Origin of the sequence: Steroidobacter gossypii (assembly GCF_016801985.1) — a bacterium.
Lineage (GTDB): Bacteria > Pseudomonadota > Gammaproteobacteria > Steroidobacterales > Steroidobacteraceae > Steroidobacter > Steroidobacter gossypii.
The window spans coordinates 402,218-424,039 of the sequence record NZ_JAEVLS010000001.1 but is presented as its reverse complement, the minus strand read 5'-3'; the positions used below and the strand labels follow the sequence as shown (position 1 = coordinate 424,039).

22 protein-coding genes are annotated in these 21,822 nt (G+C 61.4%); 7 read left to right on the top strand and 15 right to left on the bottom strand.

The window, feature by feature from the left end; translation table 11 throughout:
• Nucleotides 1–10 precede the first annotated feature (10 nt).
• The 12 genes from purD to cutA all read right to left on the bottom strand — a co-directional run bounded on the left by purD (nt 11) and on the right by cutA (nt 12,614).
• Nucleotides 11–1,300: a phosphoribosylamine--glycine ligase gene (gene purD, locus JM946_RS01965; protein ID WP_203165455.1), complete on the bottom strand. Its 1,290-nt coding sequence runs from the start codon at nt 1,298–1,300 to the stop codon at nt 11–13.
• Between the two features lie 3 nt (nt 1,301–1,303).
• Complete coding sequence (gene purH, locus JM946_RS01960; RefSeq protein ID WP_218042549.1) at nt 1,304–2,875, bottom strand: bifunctional phosphoribosylaminoimidazolecarboxamide formyltransferase/IMP cyclohydrolase; 1,572 nt, start codon at nt 2,873–2,875, stop codon at nt 1,304–1,306.
• A 65-nt stretch (nt 2,876–2,940) separates the two neighbouring features.
• Nucleotides 2,941–3,168 carry a DNA-binding transcriptional regulator Fis gene (gene fis / locus JM946_RS01955; RefSeq protein WP_203165454.1) on the bottom strand — a complete coding sequence of 76 codons (228 nt, stop codon included), beginning with the start codon at nt 3,166–3,168 and terminating at the stop codon, nt 2,941–2,943.
• A gap of 136 nt (nt 3,169–3,304) precedes the next feature.
• Entirely contained in the window at nt 3,305–4,303 is a 999-nt protein-coding gene (dusB, locus tag JM946_RS01950; RefSeq protein ID WP_203165453.1) for a tRNA dihydrouridine synthase DusB, read from the bottom strand.
• Nucleotides 4,303–5,520 (bottom strand): DUF3426 domain-containing protein, encoded by a 1,218-nt coding sequence (locus JM946_RS01945; RefSeq protein ID WP_203165452.1) that lies wholly within the window; start codon nt 5,518–5,520, stop codon nt 4,303–4,305. Before JM946_RS01945 ends, dusB begins: the two co-directional genes overlap by 1 nt.
• Nucleotides 5,521–5,550: 30 nt before the next feature.
• A complete protein-coding gene (prmA, locus tag JM946_RS01940) occupies nt 5,551–6,471 on the bottom strand; it encodes a 50S ribosomal protein L11 methyltransferase (protein WP_203165451.1) in 921 nt (306 codons plus the stop codon).
• A gap of 6 nt (nt 6,472–6,477) precedes the next feature.
• On the bottom strand, nt 6,478–7,821 hold the full coding sequence (accC, locus tag JM946_RS01935; RefSeq protein WP_203165450.1) for an acetyl-CoA carboxylase biotin carboxylase subunit: 1,344 nt from the start codon (nt 7,819–7,821) through the stop codon (nt 6,478–6,480).
• Between the two features lie 114 nt (nt 7,822–7,935).
• Entirely contained in the window at nt 7,936–8,391 is a 456-nt protein-coding gene (gene accB / locus JM946_RS01930; RefSeq protein WP_203165449.1) for an acetyl-CoA carboxylase biotin carboxyl carrier protein, read from the bottom strand.
• A gap of 59 nt (nt 8,392–8,450) precedes the next feature.
• Nucleotides 8,451–8,900 (bottom strand): type II 3-dehydroquinate dehydratase, encoded by a 450-nt coding sequence (gene aroQ / locus JM946_RS01925; RefSeq protein ID WP_203165448.1) that lies wholly within the window; start codon nt 8,898–8,900, stop codon nt 8,451–8,453.
• 248 nt (nt 8,901–9,148) lie between these two features.
• Nucleotides 9,149–9,820, bottom strand: a complete 672-nt coding sequence (locus JM946_RS01920; RefSeq protein ID WP_203165447.1) for a TlpA family protein disulfide reductase — start codon at nt 9,818–9,820, stop codon at nt 9,149–9,151.
• A 78-nt stretch (nt 9,821–9,898) separates the two neighbouring features.
• Nucleotides 9,899–12,187, bottom strand: a complete 2,289-nt coding sequence (gene dsbD / locus JM946_RS01915) for a protein-disulfide reductase DsbD (RefSeq protein ID WP_218042547.1) — start codon at nt 12,185–12,187, stop codon at nt 9,899–9,901.
• Between the two features lie 103 nt (nt 12,188–12,290).
• On the bottom strand, nt 12,291–12,614 hold the full coding sequence (gene cutA, locus JM946_RS01910; protein WP_203165445.1) for a divalent-cation tolerance protein CutA: 324 nt from the start codon (nt 12,612–12,614) through the stop codon (nt 12,291–12,293).
• A gap of 265 nt (nt 12,615–12,879) precedes the next feature.
• Here cutA and groES point away from each other — a divergent pair, with 265 nt between their 5' ends.
• The 4 genes from groES (at nt 12,880) to JM946_RS01890 (ending at nt 16,540) form a co-directional block, all read left to right on the top strand.
• Nucleotides 12,880–13,170 carry a co-chaperone GroES gene (gene groES / locus JM946_RS01905; protein ID WP_116808371.1) on the top strand — a complete coding sequence of 97 codons (291 nt, stop codon included), beginning with the start codon at nt 12,880–12,882 and terminating at the stop codon, nt 13,168–13,170.
• Between the two features lie 84 nt (nt 13,171–13,254).
• A complete protein-coding gene (gene groL, locus JM946_RS01900) occupies nt 13,255–14,898 on the top strand; it encodes a chaperonin GroEL (protein WP_203165444.1) in 1,644 nt (547 codons plus the stop codon).
• A 220-nt stretch (nt 14,899–15,118) separates the two neighbouring features.
• Nucleotides 15,119–15,556, top strand: a complete 438-nt coding sequence (locus tag JM946_RS01895; protein ID WP_203165443.1) for an NfeD family protein — start codon at nt 15,119–15,121, stop codon at nt 15,554–15,556.
• A 66-nt stretch (nt 15,557–15,622) separates the two neighbouring features.
• The gene (locus JM946_RS01890) at nt 15,623–16,540 is read left to right on the top strand and encodes an SPFH domain-containing protein (RefSeq protein ID WP_230979492.1); all 918 of its coding nucleotides are present in this window, start codon (nt 15,623–15,625) and stop codon (nt 16,538–16,540) included.
• A 5-nt stretch (nt 16,541–16,545) separates the two neighbouring features.
• Here the strand turns inward: JM946_RS01890 and JM946_RS01885 are convergent, their stop codons facing one another.
• Entirely contained in the window at nt 16,546–16,725 is a 180-nt protein-coding gene (locus JM946_RS01885; protein WP_203165442.1) for a hypothetical protein, read from the bottom strand.
• A 415-nt stretch (nt 16,726–17,140) separates the two neighbouring features.
• Here JM946_RS01885 and JM946_RS01880 point away from each other — a divergent pair, with 415 nt between their 5' ends.
• On the top strand, nt 17,141–17,584 hold the full coding sequence (locus JM946_RS01880; RefSeq protein ID WP_203165441.1) for a hypothetical protein: 444 nt from the start codon (nt 17,141–17,143) through the stop codon (nt 17,582–17,584).
• A 515-nt stretch (nt 17,585–18,099) separates the two neighbouring features.
• On the opposite strand, the gene JM946_RS31900 is transcribed toward JM946_RS01880, so the two are convergent.
• Complete coding sequence (locus JM946_RS31900) at nt 18,100–18,714, bottom strand: VWA domain-containing protein (RefSeq protein ID WP_230979428.1); 615 nt, start codon at nt 18,712–18,714, stop codon at nt 18,100–18,102.
• 712 nt (nt 18,715–19,426) lie between these two features.
• Here JM946_RS31900 and JM946_RS01865 point away from each other — a divergent pair.
• Both JM946_RS01865 and JM946_RS01860 read left to right on the top strand, forming a co-directional pair.
• Nucleotides 19,427–19,627, top strand: a complete 201-nt coding sequence (locus JM946_RS01865; protein ID WP_203165438.1) for a hypothetical protein — start codon at nt 19,427–19,429, stop codon at nt 19,625–19,627.
• Nucleotides 19,628–20,008: 381 nt separating this feature from the next.
• Nucleotides 20,009–20,218 (top strand): DUF7336 domain-containing protein, encoded by a 210-nt coding sequence (locus tag JM946_RS01860; RefSeq protein ID WP_203165437.1) that lies wholly within the window; start codon nt 20,009–20,011, stop codon nt 20,216–20,218.
• Between the two features lie 42 nt (nt 20,219–20,260).
• On the opposite strand, the gene JM946_RS01855 is transcribed toward JM946_RS01860, so the two are convergent.
• The gene (locus tag JM946_RS01855) at nt 20,261–21,745 is read right to left on the bottom strand and encodes a VWA domain-containing protein (RefSeq protein ID WP_203165436.1); all 1,485 of its coding nucleotides are present in this window, start codon (nt 21,743–21,745) and stop codon (nt 20,261–20,263) included.
• Nucleotides 21,746–21,822 lie beyond the last annotated feature (77 nt).

Sequence of the window (21,822 nt, the reverse complement as noted above, 5' to 3'; positions counted from 1 at the left end):
GCGCTGACGCTCAGCTCTTGTTCTGTTCCCGCTGCACGGCGCGGTAGCCGATGTCGCGCCGATATTGCACGCCGTTCCAGGTGATCTTGTCGCAAAGGGCGTAAGCGGCTTGCTGTGCGTCGCTGACGGTGGCGCCGAGGCCGACGGCGCAGAGTACGCGACCGCCATTGGTGACGACTTTACCGGCGCTGAGCGACGTGCCGGCATGGAACACCTTGCCGGGCAGGGCGGCCGCATCCTGCAGGCCGTGGATCTCATCGCCTTTGCGAACTGAATCGGGATAACCGCCGGCCGCCAGCACGACGCCGAGCGCCGCGCGAGGATCCCATTCGGCTTTGATCTGATCGAGCCGACCATCCAGCGCAGCCTCGCACAACGCCATGAGATCGGACGTCAGTCGCGACATGATCGGCTGAGTCTCCGGATCGCCGAAGCGGCAATTGAACTCCAGCACGTTAGGCGTGCCGTCCGGCGCGATCATCAAGCCGGCATAGAGGAATCCGATATAAGGCGTGCCATCGCTGATCAATCCTTCGGCCGTCGGCCGCATCACTTCGCGCATGATGCGCTCGTGCAGTTCGTCCGTGACCACTGGCGCGGGCGAATAAGCGCCCATGCCGCCAGTGTTCGGGCCTTGGTCGCCGTCGTCGCGACGTTTGTGATCCTGCGAGGTGGCCAGCGGCAGAATGTGCTTGCCACTGACAATGGCGATGAAGCTGGCTTCTTCACCTTCCAGAAATTCTTCGATGACGACGGTGCTGCCGGCCGCGCCGAACTGACCGTCGAACATGGCCTGCGCGCTGGCAACAGCTTCTTCCTGCGTGGCGCAGATGATCACGCCTTTGCCGGCCGCGAGACCGTCAGCCTTCACGACCAGTGGCGCGCGCTGCGCGCGAACCCAAGCTGCATCGAAGTTCGTCTTGGTAAACGTGGCGTACGCAGCGGTGGGGATCTTGTGACGACGCAGGAATTCTTTGGTGAAGGCCTTCGAGCCTTCCAGGCGAGCAGCAAGCTTGCGAGGCCCGAAGCAGCGCAGGCCCGCTGCCTCGAACGCGTCGGTCACGCCGATGACCAACGGCGCTTCCGGGCCGACGATGGTGAGATCGATCTGCTCGCGCCTGGCGAACTCGACCAGCTTGTCGATGTCATCGGCCGCGATGTCGACATTCGTGACGCCAGGCTCGAGCGCAGTGCCAGCATTTCCCGGCGCCACGAACACCGCGGTCACACGCGGCGTGTTCGCAACTTTCCACGCGAACGCATGTTCACGACCACCAGAACCCAGGATTAGAACGCGCATAAATCAGTGTCGGAAATGCCGCATGCCAGTGAGGACCATGGCCATGCCATGTTCGTTGGCGGCGGCGATGACTTCATTGTCGCGCATCGAGCCGCCCGGCTGAATCACGGCCTTGATGCCCAGCTCGGCAGCAACATCGAGCCCGTCCCGGAACGGGAAAAACGCATCCGACGCCATGACCGCGCCGGCCACTTCCAAGCCTTCATCCTTGGCTTTCATGGCCGCGATGCGGCTCGACACCACGCGGCTCATCTGGCCTGCGCCGACGCCGATGGTCATGCGGTCTTTCACATACACGATGGCGTTGGATTTGACGTACTTGCAAACCCGCCACGCGAACAGCAGATCGGCGAACTGCTCGTCGGTGGGTACGAGCTTGGTCACCACGCGCAGATCGCTCTTGGCGACGCGGCCTTCATCGCGCGTTTGCACCAGCAGGCCACCGTTGACGCTGCGATATTCATGGCGGATGCCAGTGGGCGCCAGACCGCTCGTCACCAGCACACGGACGTTTTCTTTGCGCGCGCAGATCTCGAGCGCATCCGCATCCACTTCCGGCGCAATGATCAGCTCGACGAACTGCCGTTCGACGATGGCGCGAGCGGTGTTCGCATTGAGCGGACGATTGAACGCGATGATGCCGCCGAATGCTGACGTGGGGTCCGTGCGATACGCACGGTCGTACGCAGCGAGCGTGTCGCCAGCGACGGCGACGCCGCAAGGATTGGCGTGCTTCACGATGACACAAGCGGGTTCATCGAACTGCCGCACGCATTCGAATGCAGTGTCGCCATCGGCGATGTTGTTGTACGAGAGCTGCTTGCCTTGAAGTTGTTTGGCGGTGCCGATGCTTGCGCCCGGTGCGTCGGCAACGGCATAGAACGCCGACGATTGATGCGGATTCTCGCCGTAGCGCAGATCCATGCGCTTGCGGAACTGCAGCGACAGCGGATCGGGATATTCGTCTTTCGTGCCGTGTTCCGGCTGCGTCACACGCGACAGGTAGCTCGCAACCGCTGCGTCATAGCTCGCGGTGTGCGCGTACGCTTTGGCGGCGAGGCGTTTACGAGTCTGCTCGGAGACTGCGCCGTCCGACTTGTGCAACTCATCGAGCACCGCGGCGTAGTCGGTTGGATCGACAACGATCGTGACGCGATCATGATTCTTGGCGGCGGCGCGCACCATCGCCGGGCCACCGATGTCGATGTTCTCGATGGCATCTTCATAAGTGCAATCGGGCCTGGCGATGGTGGCCGCGAACGGATACAAATTCACGACCACCAGATCGATGGGATCGATGCCATGCGTGCGCATCACTTCGTCGTCGATGTCGCGCCGGCCGAGCAGGCCGCCATGAATTTTCGGATGCAGCGTTTTTACGCGGCCATCCATGATTTCGGGAAAGCCGGTGTGCGCTGACACCTGCGTGACTTTCACGCCGTGCTTCTCGAGCAGACTGGCGGTGCCGCCGGTGGACAGAATCGCTACGCCGCGACCTTGCAATGCCTGCGCGAATTCCACCAGGCCATCTTTGTTGGAAACACTCAGCAGCGCGCGACGCACGGCAATGGACATGTGTTGTCGGTCTCTCGCAAACCGGAATGTGAACTGAAAAGATCTCGAGCCGACCGGCGGATCGGTTATTCCGCCAGCCCGTAGGTCTTCAACTTCTTGCGCAGGGTGCCGCGATTGATGCCGAGAATATCGGCGGCGCGGCTCTGGTTGCCCTCGGCGTATTCGAGCACGGCCTTGAACAGCGGCTCTTCCACTTCACGCAGCACCAGATCGTACAGCTGACCGGGCTTGTGGCCGTTCAAGGTCGCGAAGTAGGAATCGAGCGCTTCCGCCGTCATGGTTCTCAAAGGCATCGCCCGCGGCGCGGGTCGAGCCAGCGGCTCTCGACGAGCTCTGGTTTTTTTTCTGGGGGCCATGGCCTCTCCGCCAAAAGTCTCTGCAATCAAAAAATCTTCCACGTCGCGTGCCCTTCATTGGCGCGCGACTCGTTCAAGCCGCGCTTGACAGACTCTGTTCCGGCGCTTCTGCGAGCGCATTGAAATACGCCTGTACGCGATCGAGTTGTGTCGTCGCGTCGGTCGCCTGCATCACGGCTTGTCGCAAAGCCGGCGCGGAGGCGCGACTCTTCGCATACCAATCGATGTGCTTACGCGCGACTCTGACTCCCGCCTCCTCCCCGTAGAAAGCATGTAGATCGCGCAAATGAGCGAGCATGATATCACGGACTTCCTCGATGGAAGGCGTGACGAAAGATTCATTGCCATTCAGGGCGGCCTGAATTTCACTGAAAATCCACGGGCGACCTTGTGCGCTGCGCCCGATCATCAAGCCATCTACGCCCGTCTGTTCAAGCACGTGCTTCGCTTTCGCGGCTGAGTCGATGTCGCCATTGGCAAAAATCGGAATCGACACGCTTTGCTTGATGGTGCGGATGGTTTCGTACTCGGCGCTTCCCTGATACATGCAGGCGCGCGTGCGGCCGTGAATCGCCAGTGCTTGCACGCCGATGGCTTCGGCCATGCGCGCGATGGCGAGACCGTTGCGATTTTCAGGATTCCAGCCGGTGCGCATTTTCAACGTCACCGGCACGTTCACGGCCTTGACAACCGCTTCGAGAATCGAGCGCACCAGCGGCTCGTCGCGCATCAATGCGGAGCCGGCGGCCTTATTGCAAACTTTTTTCGCCGGACAGCCCATGTTGATGTCGATGATCTGCGCGCCGGCGTCGACGTTACGTTGCGCGGCCTCGGCCATCATTTCCGGATCGCCGCCAGCGATCTGCACCACGCGCGGTTCGGGCTCGCCACTGTGATCCATGCGCCGACGCGACTTTTCGGTGTGCCATAAACGCACATCGCAAGTGAGCATTTCTCCAGCGGCTATGCCGGCGCCCATGCGTCGACACAACAGTCGGAACGGCAGATCGGTGACGCCCGCCATGGGCGCGAGCGCCAGATTGTTGACCAGTTTGTAACGGCCGATCTGCATCACAGCTTGCCCGGGACATCCGCAGCGCAGACAGGGCCGCGCGCGCCCCGCAAACACACATCGAAGCGGAAACCTTCCGCATCCGGGCCGGGATCGACGATAGCGATGCTCGCGTTGGTTTGCTGTGCGGGCGCCAGCATGCGATCGGGCGCCGCGGTGGGATCCAGATATTCCGAAGGGTCGAACTCGCGCGCCCGAACTTGATCGCCCCAGCGATCCTCGAGCACCAGCTTGATCAGCGGGTAGGGCTGCGGAAAGTCGGCGAGATTCTTGACACTCGCGCGCACCTTCAACGTTCCCGGTTGCGACGGATCGGCGACCACGCCCCACTGACGCACTTCATACGCATGCAGATTCCAGTCGGGGCGCAATGTCAGACCGAGCGCACCGTAGACGCTCTGCAAGGGTGCGCCAAGTTGCGGATGTCGGGCCAGCACCGAGCGATAGTGATGTACGACTTGCACGAGCAACAGCAGGATCAGTGGCGCGGCAAGAATCTTCCAGAGCGACGAGGTGTGCTCGGCGCGTTGCTGCGTCGGGAAATCGAACTCGACAGCAGGCGTTTCATCGGCAGTGACCGCGCGCGGATTGCGACGCGTGCGCGTGCCGGTCGGAGCGCGTACGAAATTTGATCGAGCCTGCTGTGGCTGAGATTGCGCCCAGCGGCCGGATTGTAGAGCGGCGCGTTGAGCTTCCATTTGCTCGGCCGCGGCCTGCATGGCCGCGTCTTCTTCCGCGATCTCATCGACTTCGGAAGGATAATCCTCGCGCATGTCGATGGCTTCGGGCTCGCTGTCGACCCGCTCGCTCTCGAGCCTGCGTTCGACGTCGGTGTCGAGAGTGTCGTCGGTATCGCCGATTTCCACCCAGTCTTCGATCACCTCCTCGCGAATTTGCGGCTGGCCCTGGCCGGTCTCGTCGATGGCTTCATAGACGCCGCTGATCTCGATGTGGCGGCCTTCGAGCGTGATGTCTTCGTGCTCGACGGGTTCGTCGACGTCGATCTGGCCCGGCGATGGCGGCGGCTGCGGAATGGCGCGCGGCGGGCGCATGTAGCGGCCGCTTTCGATTGCGCCGTCGTCGGTTTCCTCGATCAGCCGCTCGAGCGCGTCGAACTGCGTCTGACAGCGGCCGCAACGCACCTGACCGTGCGCGACCCGCAGGATCTCGCTCGTGACACGAAACGTCGTCTGGCAGCTGGGACACTGAGTCAGCATGCTCGGATCATCAAGCTCGGATCTTCGAAACTAGCGCGGTGGAGTCGGGCGGCGCACGCCGTCGAGGCGCGCCCAATCGTCACGGACGACGACCGGGCCGATATCAAACCACGGCGCATATCGGCTTGCCACAGCTTCCGCCTGATTCGCCAGAATTCCCGACAGCACCAGCTGGCCACCGGCGCGGACCAGGCCGGCGAAGGCCGGCGCCAGGCTTTCCAGCGGCCCGGCCAGGATATTGGCCAGCAGAACATCCGCGGGCGCGTCCTGAGAATCGTCGGCCAGGTGCGCGCTGATCAGCTGCGCGACGCCGTTTCGTTCAGCATTGTCGTGGGTCGCCAGCAGCGCTTGAGGATCGATGTCGATGCCGACCACTTCGCCGGCGCCGAGTCTTGCGGCCGCGATGGCCAGAATGCCCGAGCCGCAGCCGTAGTCGATAACACGCTTGCCCGTTACCGCTGCCTGGTCCAGCCATTCCAGGCACAGCGCCGTCGTCGGATGCGTGCCGGTGCCGAAGGCGAGGCCAGGATCCAGCTCGATCAACACGGCCGCGTCGCTGGCGGCGAGCTGTTCAGCATCGGGCTGCTGCCCACCGGGGCAGATCCACAGCCGCTTGCCGAAGCGCATGGGTTTGAAATCCTTCAGCCACTCGCGCTCCCAGGCGCGGTCCGCGAGCGTTTCGAAACTGGCCCGGCTCAAGGGCTCGACGAGCGTGTCGTTCAGCTCGCCGTTCAGGAATTGCAGAATGTCTTCAGGTACGGCGTCGCCATCGAACAACGCCTTCAGCCGCACGCGCGGCCACAGCGGCGTCGTGCCGGGGAGCGGTTCGAGCACCGGAACATCACCCTCGTCCTCGAGGGTGATGGAGGAAGCGCCGGCCGCGAGCAGCGCATCCTCATACGGCGCAGGGTCGGCTGCGCCGATGGGTAGGACGAGCTGCAGAAAGGGCATGGCCGATTATTTGATGCCGAGGCGACGTTCGAGGTAGTGGATATCCAGTCCGCCGGCCTTGAACGCCGCGTGATTGAAGATTTCCTGGTGCAGCGGAATGTTGGTCTTGATGCCTTCGATGACCATTTCCGACAGCGCGTTCTTCATGCGGGCGATCGCGGTATCGCGATCTTCACCGTACGCGATCACTTTGCCGATCATCGAATCGTAGTAGGGCGGCACCGTATAGCCACTGTACAAATGGCTGTCGACGCGGATGCCCGGACCGCCCGGCGCATGGAACAGCTTCACTGGACCGGGCGATGGAATGAAGCCCTTCGGATCTTCGGCATTGATGCGGCACTCGATGGCGTGGCCGCGAACGGTGATGTCGTTCTGAGTCCACGGCAAGCGCTCGCCCGAGGCGACGCGCAACTGCGCCTTCACGATGTCGATGCCGGTGATCATTTCGGTCACCGGATGCTCCACCTGCACGCGCGTGTTCATTTCGATGAAATAGAACTCGCCGTCCTGATACAGGAACTCCAGCGTGCCGGCGCCGCGATAACCGACCTCACGACAGGCGGCCACGCAACGATCGCCGATGGCCTTGCGCTGTTTCGGCGTGATGCCGGGCGCCGGCGCTTCTTCGATCACCTTCTGGTGACGACGTTGCAGCGAGCAGTCGCGCTCGCCCAGATGCACCACGTTGCCGTAGTTGTCGGCGAGCACCTGGATTTCGATGTGCCGCGGCTTCTCGAGGAACTTCTCCATGTAGACCTCGGCGTTGCCGAACGCGGCCAACGCTTCGGCCTGCGTCACATTGATCGCGTTGATCAAGGTCGCGTCGCTGTGCACGACGCGCATGCCGCGGCCACCGCCGCCGCCCGAGGCTTTGATGATGACCGGATAACCGAGCTCGTTGGCGATTCGGAAATTTTCATCCGGATCGTTGCCGAGCGGGCCACCGGAGCCGGGCACGCACGGCACGCCGGCGGCCTTCATCACGCGAATGGCCGAGACCTTGTCGCCCATCATGCGAATGGTTTCGGGCTTGGGGCCGACGAAAATGAAGCCGCTCTTCTCGACGCGCTCGGCGAAGTCCGCGTTCTCGGACAGGAAGCCATAGCCCGGATGGATGGCGACCGAATCGGTCACTTCCGCGGCGCTGATAATGGCCGGCATGTTGAGATAGCTTTCCTTGGACGACGGCGGGCCGATGCACACCGACTCGTCCGCGAGCAGCACGTGCTTCTGATTGAAGTCGGCGGTGGAATGCACGGCGACGGTTTTGATGCCCAGTTCCCGGCAGGCGCGCAAAATCCTCAGCGCGATCTCGCCGCGATTGGCGATGACTACTTTTTCCAGCATGTTTGGTTGTTACCGTGGGCGCCGGCGCTACAAATCGCCAGCACGCGACGAAGTTATTCGGTGGTGAGTTTCGCTCGGCGCTTCATCATTCAATGATGCTGCTTCGATTGTTCATCATTCTATGATGAACAGCGGCTGGCCGAATTCCACCGGGTCGCCGTTCTTCACCAGCACCGCGGTGACGCGGCCGGCCTTGTCGGACTCGATCTGGTTCATCATCTTCATGGCTTCGATGATGCACAGAGTGTCGCCGACGTTGACTTCGCTACCGATGTCGACGAACGGCTTCGCGCCCGGCGAGGCGGCGGAATAGAACGTGCCCACCATCGGCGCCGTCACGGTGTGATCGGCCTTGCTCGCGACCGGCGCTGCGGCTGCAGGAGCAGCGGCGACAGGAGCCGCTGCCATCGGAGCTGCAGCCGGCGGAGCGGCGTAGTGGACCACGGGCGCCGCTTGCCCCTGCGGATAGCGACTGATGCGCACCGACTCCTCGCCTTCACTGATCTCGATCTCGGCGATGCCGGATTCTTCGAGCAGTTCGATGAGTTTTTTGACCTTGCGAATGTCCATACGGATCCTCTTGTTCTTTTCCTGCGAAAAAGCGCGGAAAGAGTGCGGAAAATGCCTTGCTACTGGCGGGGAAGGCTCAGGTAGTTCGCCGCCGCGCGCAGCGCCAGCTCGTACCCGAAAGCGCCCAATCCCGTAATCGTGCCGATGGCGATATCGGAGAAGTAGGAGTGATGGCGGAATGGCTCCCGCGCATGCACGTTGCTCAGATGCACTTCGATGAAAGGAATCTTCACCCCCAACAACGCATCGCGCAGCGCTACGCTGGTGTGCGTGAACGCCGCCGGGTTGAAGATGATGCAGGCCACGTGCGAAGCGGGCGCCTCGTGGATGCGGCTGATCAGCTCAGCCTCGGCGTTGCTCTGGAACGTGGACAGGTGATGCCCGGCCTCCGCGGCCAGCTGGCTGGCGCGGGAGACGATTTGCTCCAGTGTGACGGACCCATAGGTCCCCGGCTCGCGCGTGCCGAGCAGGTTCAGGTTGGGACCGTTGAGCAGTAACAAATGCGCCATGGGGGCGGGCAGCCGTCGATTCAGTTAACCGAAGATGGCGGCGAGTTTACCCAGATTGGGTGCAATTTGGCGATGATTTGCGGCGCAGTCGCTGCAAGTCGCAGCTCAATGCCAGCCGCTTCGTGGGCAAACTGCAACAGCGCAGCGACTGAACGGATCCCGGCTTATCGGCTGCGAATGTTGCCAGCGCCGCCCCGCCCAGGAAAACAGGGGCGGCATGATAGCCGATCTTGCGGTGTCGGCCAGCTTTACTCTTGCGCTCGTGGCAGTTCCGCGAGTTGCTTGGCTGCAACGGTGCGGGCCTGAATCGGAGTCAGCTCGCCGCTGTTGACCTTCCGAACCGCCGCCAGCATCACCTCCGCCTGGGGTGGATGGATCTCGCCGAGGTGAAAAAGCACCAGGCGCTGCTGGTTGTCCGTGAATACCGTGAACGGAAAACCCAGCGAGCCACGGCCGAACTTGGTCACCGCTTCCATCCCGTCCTGCTCGCCGATCAGCAGGGGATAATCGATGCCGATCTCCTTCGCGTACTTCAATACATCTTCCCGGAAGTCGACTGCGACGCCCACTACCTGAAAACCCTCATCGCCGTGGTCCGCCTGAATCTTCTTCAGCAGCGGAATCTCGCGGCGGCAGGGCGCACACCAGGTGGCCCAGAAATTCACGATCATCGATTTGCCTTGCCAGCTGCGGATCGACTGCGGCTGGCCTTCGAGATTGGCGAGGGTGAAATCGGGCAGTGTTTCTGGGAGCGCGGTGTCGCCGGACTCATCTGCAGCCGCAGAGGGTTCGGCGGGCGCGGTCTGGCTCGCCGCCTGCGGTGGCTCGACTGCTACGCGCGGAGCGATGCCGAATTGATAAATGCCGAAGCCGGCCGCCGCCGCGATGACGGCCACGGCGATATAACCGATGGGTTTCATATTCACTGTCTCAACTAAGCGCGGCCGATGATTGCCGCGTGGCGGGGATCGATGCAAGCACCGGCGCTATCGGCAGCTTCAGCTGCCGAATGCAGCCCGCGCATGTTCGCGGAACGGCTCCGCTCCCATAAATCCTACCAACCGGAAGTCGGTGCGCTCGACGCCGTCAGCGCCGTAGAAGGCGATGGTCGGCGGCCCGTAGATGCCAAAGCGCGTCATGAGCTCGCGGTCGTGCTCGTCGTTCGCAGTGACATCGGCCTGCAACAGAACGACGTTCGCCAGTACGGCCTGCACGCCAGGATCGGGGAAGGTGAACTTCTCCATTTCTTTGCACGACACGCACCAGTCCGCATAGAAGTCGAGCATCACCGGTTTGCCCGCGGCGGTCGCTGCGGCCACGGCATTTTCGAGATCGGCGACCGTTTTGATTCGCTGGAACGCGAGCGCATGTTCTTGCGTGCTCGCGCCACCGCCGCCTGAGGCGAGGCGATCCAGCGGCTGCAATGGATCTTTGCTTCCCGACGCCGTGCCGATCAGCAGCAAGATGCCGTAGACCAGCGCGACCAATCCGGCCGCGCGCAGCGGGGCTGCGACGGGACTGCCGTCACGCGCTTTGAGCGAGAAGATCCAGAAGCCGGACAGCACTGCGAGCAGCGACCACAGCAACATCACTGCCGCGCCAGGCAGCAGCGGCGATACGAGATAAATCGCTACGCCGAGGAACAGCACGCCGAACAGAGATTTCACCGTGTCCATCCACGGTCCGACCTTCGGCAGCAGCGAGCCGGCCGAAGCGCCGACGATCAACAGCGGAACGCCCATGCCCAAACCCGTGGCGTACAACGCGCCAGCACCGCGCGCGATCTGCCCGGTCTGACTGATGACGGACAAAGCGGCGATGATGGCCGGCGCGACGCAGGCAGTAACCACGAGCGCCGACAGCGCACCCATGATGAAGGTGCCGACGAACGTGCCTGACTTCTGTTGATTGCTCACATTCGTGAGTCGAGTCTGCAGCGCGCTCGGCAACTGCAAGGTAAACGCACCAAACATTGCCAGTGCGAGCACCACGAACAGCAACGTCATCAAGCCGATGATCCACGGCTGCTGGAAAAACGCCTGCGGCGCCTGTTGGAACGCCAGCACAAAGGCAGCGCCGGCGGCGGCGTAAGTGAGCGCCATGCCTTGCACATAGGTGAAAGCGAGCGAGAAGCCGCGCGCCGGAGTCACGGTGCCGCCCTGGCCGACGATGATGCCGGAAAGGATGGGAATCATCGGCAGCACGCACGGCGTCAGTGACAGCAGAATGCCCAGACCGAAAAACGTCGCCAGCACGGCGAACAGATTGCCGTCACGTATCAGCGATGCGAGCCGATCCTGTTCGGCCACCGGCGGCTTCGAAGACGACGCCAAACCGCCAGCGCTCGTGCCGGTCGGCTGCGCATCCGCCGGCAACGTCGTCGCCCGATCGGTCGGCGGCAACTCGAGTGAAACCTGCTTGGTGATCGGGTTGTAACAAAGGCCGCCCTCGGCGCAGCCTTGATAAGTGACATTCAAATCCAGCGTGCCGGCGCCCGCCGGTCGCGCGATGGGCAGCGACGCTTCGAGCACCTCGTAGTAGACCTCGGTGTCACCGAAATACTCGTCGTGCTTGGGCTTGCCCTCAGGCAACTGCAGGCGACCCAGCGTCACGCCCGGCGTGTCGGTGGTGACTTGAATGCGATCCTTATAGAGGTAGTAGTCTTCGGCGATGATCCAGGTGAGCGCCACTTTGTCGGGCTGCTCCATGCCCGGTCCGAAGCGGAACGCTTCGTCGGGCGGCAGGAAATCATCGTTCCGTTTCGGCGCGCCGAACCCGCCGCCTTTCGATTTGAACAACGAGCTCAATCCGCCGCCCGCGCCCGCGGCGGGCAGATCGACCTCGGTCTTCCAGCGCAGCGGCGGATAGCAAAGGCCGGCATCGGCGCAGCCCTGCAACTTCAATTCCAGCGCGAGCTTCTTCGGGCGCTCGCCACTGTGGAGCGTGAACGCGACCGGCACAGCGAAGCTGCCGCGATAGATTTCCTGCGTGCCGAAATACTCGTCGGTGTGCTCCTGGCCCTTGGGCCAGTCGGGCTCGGCGGTCTGCACGGTGGCCATGGTCGAGGCCACACCCATTTTCTTTTTGTAGAGGTAGTAGCCGGGGGCGACCTTCCAGTTCACCACCACGCGATCCCCGTCGGCTTCGACGGTGTAGCGATAGGCCTGCTCGGGCGGCAGGAAGTCCTCTTTGGCTTGCGCCGCCGACAACGAGGCAAGCCATGCCAGGGCCGCGGCCCACACCATGATGCTCAACTGGCGCGTGTTGCTATTCAAATTCGTGCTCAAGTGTCGCTGGCCCTGATCGCTGGCCTGATCCGTCGATTGGACCGGGCCGGGCCCCGGTACATTGCATCGAAACTCGCGCATTGCCGACTTCAATGGGCGGATTTCACCGGGATACGCCGGTTCGGACCCATTGCAGATAGCGTTCGTTCCCGCCCGCCGCGGGCAGGACCACCAGCTCCGGCAACTCATAAGGGTGCAGGGCCGTGAGCCTCGCTTCCAGCTCGGCCAGGCGCGCCGCCGTGGTCTTTATGATTAACAGAATCTCCGCGTCGTCCTGGAGACGGCCGTCCCAGAAGTAAGTCGAAGCGACGCCAGACACCCGATTCACGCAGGTGGCCAGCCGCTCGCTCACCAGGGCCTCGGCGATGCGTCGCGCAACGGCTTCGTCCGGGCAGGTGGACAGGGCGACAATCACTTGCTCAGTCATACACTTAGCCTCGCTCGACGCGGTCCGCAGCATAGCCCCGCCCGGCCTCTGTGTCACCGCATACGCAGCTTCGACAGGGGGTCAACAAGAGGCCAAATTCGACTTGAAATATCCCCTTCCGTGCCTATTATTAGCACCCGCATGGGGTGAGTGCTAACGCTTTGCCGTGGTGCTCACCCGACGCCACGATTCGAACAACTGTCTCTTTTCCACATCAATCCATTCGCAAACTAGCTTTGCCGAGGTTTGAGCTATGGCTGACAAACTGAAGATTCGCCCCCTGCACGATCGCGTGATCATCAAGCGCCTGGAAGAGGAGCGCACCTCCCCCGGTGGCATCGTGATCCCGGACTCGGCCACCGAAAAGCCGATCAAGGGCAAGGTCGTTGCCGTGGGCAAGGGCAAGATCCTCGAGAACGGCGAAGTGCGCGCGCTGGACGTGAAGGTCGGCGACAACATTCTTTTCGGCAAGTACAGCGGCACCGAAGTGAAGGTCGACGGTGAAGAGCTGCTGGTCATGCGTGAAGAAGACGTCATGGCCGTGATCGAGAAGTAATCGATCCCTTCATCAGCAAATTTGTCGTTGTCGGGCCGGCAGCGCCGGCCGGGCAACCAAGAAAATTTCTAGAGGTCTAAACACATGGCTGCTAAAGAAGTACGTTTCAGCGACGACGCTCGCGCCCGCATGCTGAAGGGCGTGAACATCCTGGCGAACGCCGTCAAGGCGACGCTGGGTCCCAAGGGCCGCAACGCGGTGCTCGAGAAGAGCTTCGGCGCCCCCACCGTCACCAAGGACGGCGTGTCGGTTGCGAAGGAAATCGAGCTGAAGGACAAGTTCGAGAACATGGGCGCGCAGATGGTGAAGGAAGTCGCTTCCAACACCTCTGACGAAGCTGGCGACGGCACCACCACCGCCACCGTGCTCGCCCAGGCGATCGTGCGCGAAGGCCTGAAGGCCGTCGCCGCCGGCGCCAACCCGATGGACCTGAAGCGCGGTATCGACGCTGGCGTCGCCGCTGCTGTCGAAGAGCTGAAGAAGCTCAGCAAGCCCTGCAAGGATCAGAAGGCGATCGCGCAGGTCGGCACCATCTCCGCGAACAGCGACGAGTCGATCGGCAAGACCATCGCGGATGCGATGGAGAAGGTCGGTAAGGAAGGCGTGATCACCGTCGAAGAAGGCTCGGGCCTGCAGAACGAGCTGGATGTGGTCGAAGGCATGCAGTTCGATCGCGGCTACCTGTCGCCGTACTTCATCAACAACCAGCAGAACCAGACCGCCGAGCTCGACAATCCGTACATCCTGCTGTACGAAAAGAAGATCTCCAACGTCCGCGAAATGCTGCCGCTGCTGGAAGGCATCGCCAAGGCCGGCCGTCCGCTGCTGATCGTCGCCGAAGACGTCGAAGGCGAGGCGCTGGCGACCCTGGTCGTCAACACCATCCGTGGCATCGTGAAGGTTGCCGCTGTGAAGGCTCCGGGCTTCGGCGATCGCCGCAAGGCCATGCTGCAGGATATCGCCGTGCTGACCGGTGGCACCGTGATCTCCGACGAAGTCGGTCTGTCGCTCGAGAAGGCGACCCTGAACGACCTCGGCGAAGCCAAGAAGATCGTGGTCGAGAAGGAAAACAGCACCATCATCGACGGCAAGGGCAAGAACAGCGACATCAAGGCTCGGGTCGACCAGATCCGTCGTCAGATCGAAGAAGCCACTTCGGACTACGACAAGGAGAAGCTGCAGGAGCGCGTCGCCAAGCTGTCTGGCGGTGTGGCCGTGATCAAGGTTGGCGCCGCCACCGAGATCGAGATGAAGGAAAAGAAGGCTCGCGTCGAAGACGCGCTGCATGCGACCCGCGCTGCTGTCGAGGAAGGCGTGGTTCCGGGCGGCGGCGTGGCGCTGATTCGTGCGCAGAAGGCTGTCGAGAAGCTGGAAGGCAAGAACGAAGATCAGGCCTTCGGCATCCGCATCCTGGCGCGCTCGATCGAAGAGCCGCTGCGTCAGATCGTCACCAACGCGGGTGAAGACGCCGCGGTGGTGCTGGCGAAGGTGAAGGAAGGCAAGGGCACGTACGGCTACAACGCCGCCACCGGCGATTACGGCGACATGCTCGAGCTGGGCATCCTGGATCCGACCAAGGTGACGCGTCTGGCTCTGCAGAACGCCGCCTCTGTGGCCGGCCTGCTGCTGACGACCGAAGTGATGATCGCCGAAGCCCCGAAGGACGAGGCCGATCACGCTCACGGCGCCCCCGGCGGCATGGGCGGCATGGGCGGCATGGACATGTAAGTTGCTTCGGTGTCGCAGGTGGCGCTTGCCGCCTGCGACCCGGCGCTTACAGGTCGTCCCTGTTTGCTTCGCCTTGTTTGTTTGCAAAAGCCCCGCTTCGGCGGGGCTTTTCTTTTGGCCGGCGACTGTGCGCGAGTGACCGGCGGATTGCGTGTTAGTGCCGGTGTGCCGGGCGTGGCAGCTGGTAAGATCTGCACGGGCTCGCCAAGGGAGAAGCACCATGCCGTGGTGGAGTTGGATGATCGTCGCCGCACTGGCGCTCGCGATCGAAATGTTCGTGTTCGACGCGCAGTTCTATCTGGTGTTCTTCGGAATCTCCGCCGCCATCGTCGGGCTGCTGGGCCTGAGCGGCGTGGATCTGCCCGACTGGGCGCAATGGCTCACCCTTTCCGTTGTTGCTGTCGTGACGATGGTGACGTTCCGCAAACGAGCGTACGAGCTGGTGCGTGCGCGCACCGGTCATGTCGAAGAGCGGTTGACGGTGGGCGATCGGGTTACGGTGCCGGTGCGGCTCGAGCCCTCGCAAACCTGCCGCGTCGATTATCGCGGCTCTTCCTGGACTGCCCGCAACGTCGATGAGCGGCCGATTGAAGCCGGCCGCGAAGCGGTGATCGCGCGCGTCGACGGCCTGGTTCTGATGGTGCGCTCGGCTGCCTAGCGCGCCGCCCCGATTTCACAAACTGACGACACTCGAAAGAAACTGGAGGTCTTCGTGAGCACAACCATGTACGTGGTGCTGGCTATCTTCGTGCTGGTGGTCATCGTCCTGATGAAGACCGCCATCGTCGTGCCCCAACAGAGCGCATTCGTCGTCGAAACGCTCGGCCGCTACAGCCGCACCCTGCAGGCCGGCTTCCACATTCTGGTGCCGTTCGTCGAGCGCGTCGCTTACAAACACACTCTGAAAGAAGAGGCGCTGGATATTCCCGAGCAGATCTGCATCACCAAGGACAACGTGCAGGTCGGCGTGGACGGCGTGCTCTATCTGCAGGTGCTCGATGCCCGCAGCGCTTCCTACGGCATCAGCAACTATCGATTCGCCATCATCCAGCTCGCGCAAACCACCCTGCGCAGCGAGATCGGCAAAATCGATCTCGATCGCACCTTCGAGGCGCGCGGCACGATCAACGCCAACGTCGTCAGCGAGCTCGATCACGCCTCGGGGGCGTGGGGCGTGAAGGTGCTGCGTTATGAGATCAAGAACATCACCCCGCCCAAGGACGTGTTGCACGCCATGGAAAAGCAGATGCGTGCCGAGCGTGAGAAGCGCGCCGTCGTGCTCACATCCGAAGGCGACCGCGACGCCAAGATCAACCAGGCCGAAGGCGAGAAACAGCGCGTCATCAAGGAATCCGAAGCCAACAAACAACAGCAGATCAACGAAGCTCAAGGTCAGGCTCAAGCCATCATGGCCATCGCCACCGCCACCGCCGAAGGCTTGAAGCGCGTCGGCGAAGCCCTCGCCAGCCCCGGCGGCATGGAAGCCATGCAACTGCGGGTCGCGGAGGAGTACGTGAAGCAATTCGGCAAGCTGGCCGACGAAGCCTCCAGCACGCTGATCGTGCCGGCGACTCTGAGCGATATCTCTTCGATGATTGCTATGGCGACGAGCGTGGTGAAGCAGCAGAACAAGGTGGGGTGAAGCTATCAGGGAACCGCCGAACGCGTGCCCGAGAGGGTTTTCAAGAATTCCAGCAGATCGGCTTTTTCTCCTCGCGTCAGGATGATGGGGTACGTGACGGCGCCACGACTGTAAAGCTCCAGCTCTACCGCCTCTGCCAGCGTCGCGACACCGCCGTCGTGCATGTATGGCGCGGTGTCGGCCACGTTCCGGAGTGACGGTGTTTTGAATTTGCCGATATCGATGGTGGCATTGATTATTCGTCGGATGCGTATTCCAACGGTGAGTGGACTGGAGTAGCGGGGAGTTTCGCTGCTGGCGGTTTTGCCGGACTACGGGCCGCAGGTGCACGTGGTGTAGGGTTGGAGTTTCCGCACTGGATTCCGGCACGCATGGGTGGGCCCCGATCTTTGTTCAATGGGAACTACGTGCCGACTGTGATTCATGCACTGTCTGATCCATACCGCTATGGTTTCATGAAGAGAGCTTGGAAGGCGCAAAATCCGATGCCGAACCGTCTCCAACAGCAAATAATCCGAATACCTAACATTATAAGGGGGCTGGGGCGGGTGGCGCCTATGGCGCGATTGGTGCAGGTGCGGCCGGCTGCGAGTGCAATAAATGAGATCATTCTTAGCCAAGTTACTGAACGCCGATACGCGGCTGTCCGAGTTGGAAAGTCGTATCCTTAACTGCGTCAAGGATCAACTAGGTGCCGATCTTACTGCTTTGTGGCGCCGACAGGTTGAGGCAATTAACAAAGTGCAGAGGCTGCCTGGAGGGGCAGAGGTCAACTTCTACAGGATGGAACGCGGCCGGCCGACATTTGATGAGTCGCTTGCATTTCTCAACAAGGCCGAAGAACTATTGATCGCGAAGGTGACGGTGTCGGCCACGGTCAAAGGAGTGGCTGCTACCATCAAAGCACAGGTTTGGTGCGTGAGAGGCTTTATATTCTCTATCGAATACGGCAGCGATCCTGCTTACTTTGAGGAGGCGATGGCGATGGACCCGGCACCAGATGTTCTTATTGAGTGCGAGCTAAGAAATAGCTTGACTGCATGACGGGTAATGCTGCGGAGCTCTCATGGTTTTCCGTTCCTTGCGAAGTGACACATGCGCAATCGTGGGTGATAAGCGCGGCTATTCCATGAACGGACGGCAACCGAAAACTCTTGAAATGAGTGATTCTGGGGATCGTTGTTCATGGTAAGACAGATAGAATATTAGCCCTTGCTTGAGTTTCCAGGACGTGTCGGCTTCAGCTGCATGTGGACGCCTTGCGAATGCACTGAGCGCGTGATTGCGTCCTAAGGGGATGAAGGAAGAACGAGCTCGCTGTGCGGTTGAGTTGATATGCTCCCGTACTGCGATTGGGATTTTTTGTGGCCAAGGTGTACGTGACTGGGCAGAGAATTCAGCTAGTTGCTTGACTTCAGCAACTGGATGACGATTCTGGTCAGCTGTTCCAGCGTCCGGCACTCTCCTAGCTGGTGACAGTATGCTAATCCCGCTGTTCCACATCGATCTCGGTTCAGGATTGAGCCACAGCACTCTATGAGCGTGGTCATAGATTTCCTTCAGCCATCCGTCCGTGCGTCGCCGTAGTTGTTCCGCGCATCGCCGAGGATGATCACGCTCGTGCGGCGATCGATGTCGTCCAAGCAGAGTTTGCGGAGGCCGGCGAGGGCTTGGTCGTAGTCGGTGGAGCCGCTGCCGGGTTGGCTAGGTGCTAACGGGATGGCGGTGTCGATGTCGATGCGGGCGAAGAGGGCGGTGATCTCGCCGAGGTCGGAGGAGAAGGCGAAGGAGCGGACCTTGGGGAGCACTTCCTCGAGACTGTAAAGAAACATCATGGTGAAGCGCGGGGCAACCGAGCCGCTTACGTCGCAGATGGTGAACGCCTTGGGGTTGATCGGTCTTCGCGAATTTCCAGTGCAAGCCAAAAATGGCGTCGTAGTCGTCGCGGGGGAGTACGCTAAACAGTTCGGAAAGGTAGCGGACGAATCGTCCAGCACGCTGATCGTGCCGGCGACTCTGAGCGATATCTCGTCGATGATTGCGATGGCGACGAGCGTGGTGAAGCAGCAGAACAAGGCGGCCGGGTGATCGGCTGAGTCATCCAAATCCGGCGCTGCGCGAGTTGTCGCCAGCTCCGAGCGAGCCCGCCATGAGCAAGGATCGCTGTAGCCCATCGAGGAGATCCCGCTTGGTAGGCTCCTGCAGAAAGCCAAGGCGTACGAGGGCGACGATATCAGTGGCGCAGTGTCGCGATTTGTCACGCTCGCCCAGAGCGATGCGATCGAGGCTTGCCAATTCCTCGGGTTCATACATGAGACTGAGGCTGGTGAGTTCGCCGATCCCGATCGTTCTGCCTTTAGGTACGCAAAGTATCTCATGCTGTTACGCCGAGCCGCCGAAGGCGGCGATCAGGATGCACTACTGGGTCTTGGGTAAGCACTATCAGTATGGGCAGGGACTGTGAAGGGAAATGCAATCCATGCCCGCTTGGGAAGAAGTGGTGGGTCGATGGACCAGGCCACGGCCATGTGACTGGGTTCTGGCATGAGATCATTTACAACCAGAATCCAATTCGGGGACTAGATAGACTATGAAGGAGTCCAATTGAGAAACATCACCAGACATTTGTCTTTGTTCAAGGAGGCGGTCCGACACTCATGGAATGCGTACTTCGCCGGAAGTGAGGCGCCTGAGTCGGCCGAAACACAGAACGACTTCGCGAGTATTGAGCAGAGTTTGTTTCGAACTCTTGTGGTGGCACCGTGCGGTCTAAAGGGAAGGACCGAAGAATATAGGGCGGCGCCAATTCCATGGCTGATCGTGAGGCCAAGATCTGGGCTGAGCGAGTGGCCTGTGCAGTTCGGAGCACGAGACGAGAACCGGAATATGATCTGGCGTGTGCGCGAGAATCTGCCGACTGCGGGCAATGTTTTCGCCGAGTTCTATGATTTCTTTGATTGGGCGCCCTATGGATATATCGACCTCGCATATGTTCGAGCGCGAGTTGTGGATGCTCAGTTGATCGTTGCAAAGGGGCCATCGGTCTTGATCGAGCATGTGTATTGCGAGTTCTATATCAGAGACTGATGACGGCGCGTGGCGATGTATCCCATTTGGTCCTCGATGCTGCAAATGCTCATTTTCATGTGGGATCGATTCAGAACACGGACCGCTGACTTCTCGTGATAGCCGGGTGCGGCGATAAACTACTAAAGGATCCTGCGCTTCACCGGAGCTGGCTCTTTAACCGTGCCGGATCGCGTTTGTGAGCTACGCTCTTGTCGTATGTGTCATCTAACGTGAGGCAACGACGCGGACGGTAGATTTCTTTGAGAACGTTGGCGCGAGCGGCAGCGAAGTTGTTGCAGGAGCGCCGCAGGATGATGACGGTGGCACGGCGGTCGAGGTCGTCGAGGCGGAGATTGCGCAAGTCGGCGGAAGTGCGCTGACAGCGCACTCGAGTCATTTATGAAAGTTTATCTTGTGACTCACTTTCGCAATGAGGAGGAGCTCGATGGTTTTAAGACCATCGGCATCTTCTCCTCTGAAGCGAATGCTCAACAAGCTATCGAACGTCTGAAACTGCTCCCGGGCTTCAAGGACTACCCGGAGAACTTCAACATTGGTGGTTACGAGCTCGACAAGAGCTTTTGGGTGGACGGCTTTGGCTTTGATTAGGGTCGGCGATGAGTGAGCCGCACTATGGGCGTTGACTGTGTACTACAGGCCTATCCTTAGTAGCCGATCCACCACCCTCGCCAGCTGCGCAAGCGTCCCGCACTCTTCGGCCTGGTGACAGTACGGAATATAATGCCGCATCTCCGAGTCGCCGGTGTCCCAGATCGCCCTGGGCTCGGGGTTGAGCCAGAGCACGCGGCGGGCGCGGTCGTAGATCTCCTTGAGCACGTCGGTGCGAGCGTCGCCGTAGTTGTTGCGGGCGTCGCCGAGGATGATGACGGTGGTGCGGCGGTCGAGGTCGTCGAGGCAGAGCTTCCGGAAGTCGGCAAGAGCCTGGCCGTAGTCGGTGGAGCCGCTGCCGTATTGGCGGAGCGCTAACGCGATGGCGGTGTCGATGTCGTTGCGGGCGAAGAGGTCCGTGATTTCGCCGAGGTCGGAGGAGAAGGCGAAGGAGCGGACTTTGGGGAGCACTTCCTCCAGGCTATAAAGAAACATCAGCATGAAGCGCGCGTAGTTGGCGACCGAGCCGCTTACGTCGCAAATGGCGAAGACCTTGGGTTGGTCGGTCTTCACGGACTTCCAGTGCAAGTCGAAGATGGCGTCGTCATATTTCATGTTCCGACGCAGGGTGCGAGGCACGTGCAGATGGCCGCGGCGGAATACTTTGCGGCGGCGAGAGTAGGCGGCGACCAGCTTGCGGGCCATGCGTTGGACGAGGTCGCGGAGCAGGCGGTGATGGCGCTGCTCAACCGAAGAGAGCCGCAGATCCCGCAGCAGGCTTTCTCGAAGACGACGACCGCTGACATCGGCATGCAAAAGAAACTGATGTTCGACGTACTCGCGGATTCGCTCGCGTAGCCAGTCGCGCCGACGGGTGAGGTCTTGGGCGAGGCGTCGGTCGGGAATGGCTGCGCTGTCGCTGAGGGAGAAGATTTCCTCTTGGAGTGCGGTGTGGCCCATCGCCTCCAGGATGCGACGGGTGTACACGCCTTTCTGCGTGAACAGCTCGATCTGGTAGACGTTGACCTGCTGGCCGGCGGCATTGATGGCGATATTGATCTCCATCGAATTGGCGCGGGTCAGTAATCGGCTAAGCGGGGACTGAGGCGCGGGCATCTCTCCGGGGCTGACATCCTCGCTTGATTCGCGAGCCTCGCGGGCGGCCGCCGTCGCTTCGCTGCTCTGGCCGCGGCCGGAACGTTCGCCACGAGCTTCGCCGCTGCCGGCGCTGCTGTTCCCGGCCTGAGTGCCATCGCCGGCCTCAGTTTCTCGATTCTCAGTGCCATCGTTGGCCTCAGCAGCGCGGTCCCGAGTGTTGTCGCCGCGATCTGCTGTCGCTGCGTCCTGAGCTGACGGTGGTGTGGGCGAGCGTAGCGATGTGCGCGCACGATACGAGAAGAACTGGTCGAAGCACGTATCGAAGGCCGCCTTTTCGTCCAGCGTCTTCGGCAGCACGAGGCCGAGGCTGTCCTTCAGCAGCTGCCGATCTCCGTAACCGATCAGTTGAACCGCGCTGAGCGCATCCAACGTTTCCGCCGGCGAAATGCGAACGTCGGCGTTGCGGAGTGCGCGGATGAAGTTGGTCAGCAACTGGTCCATGACAT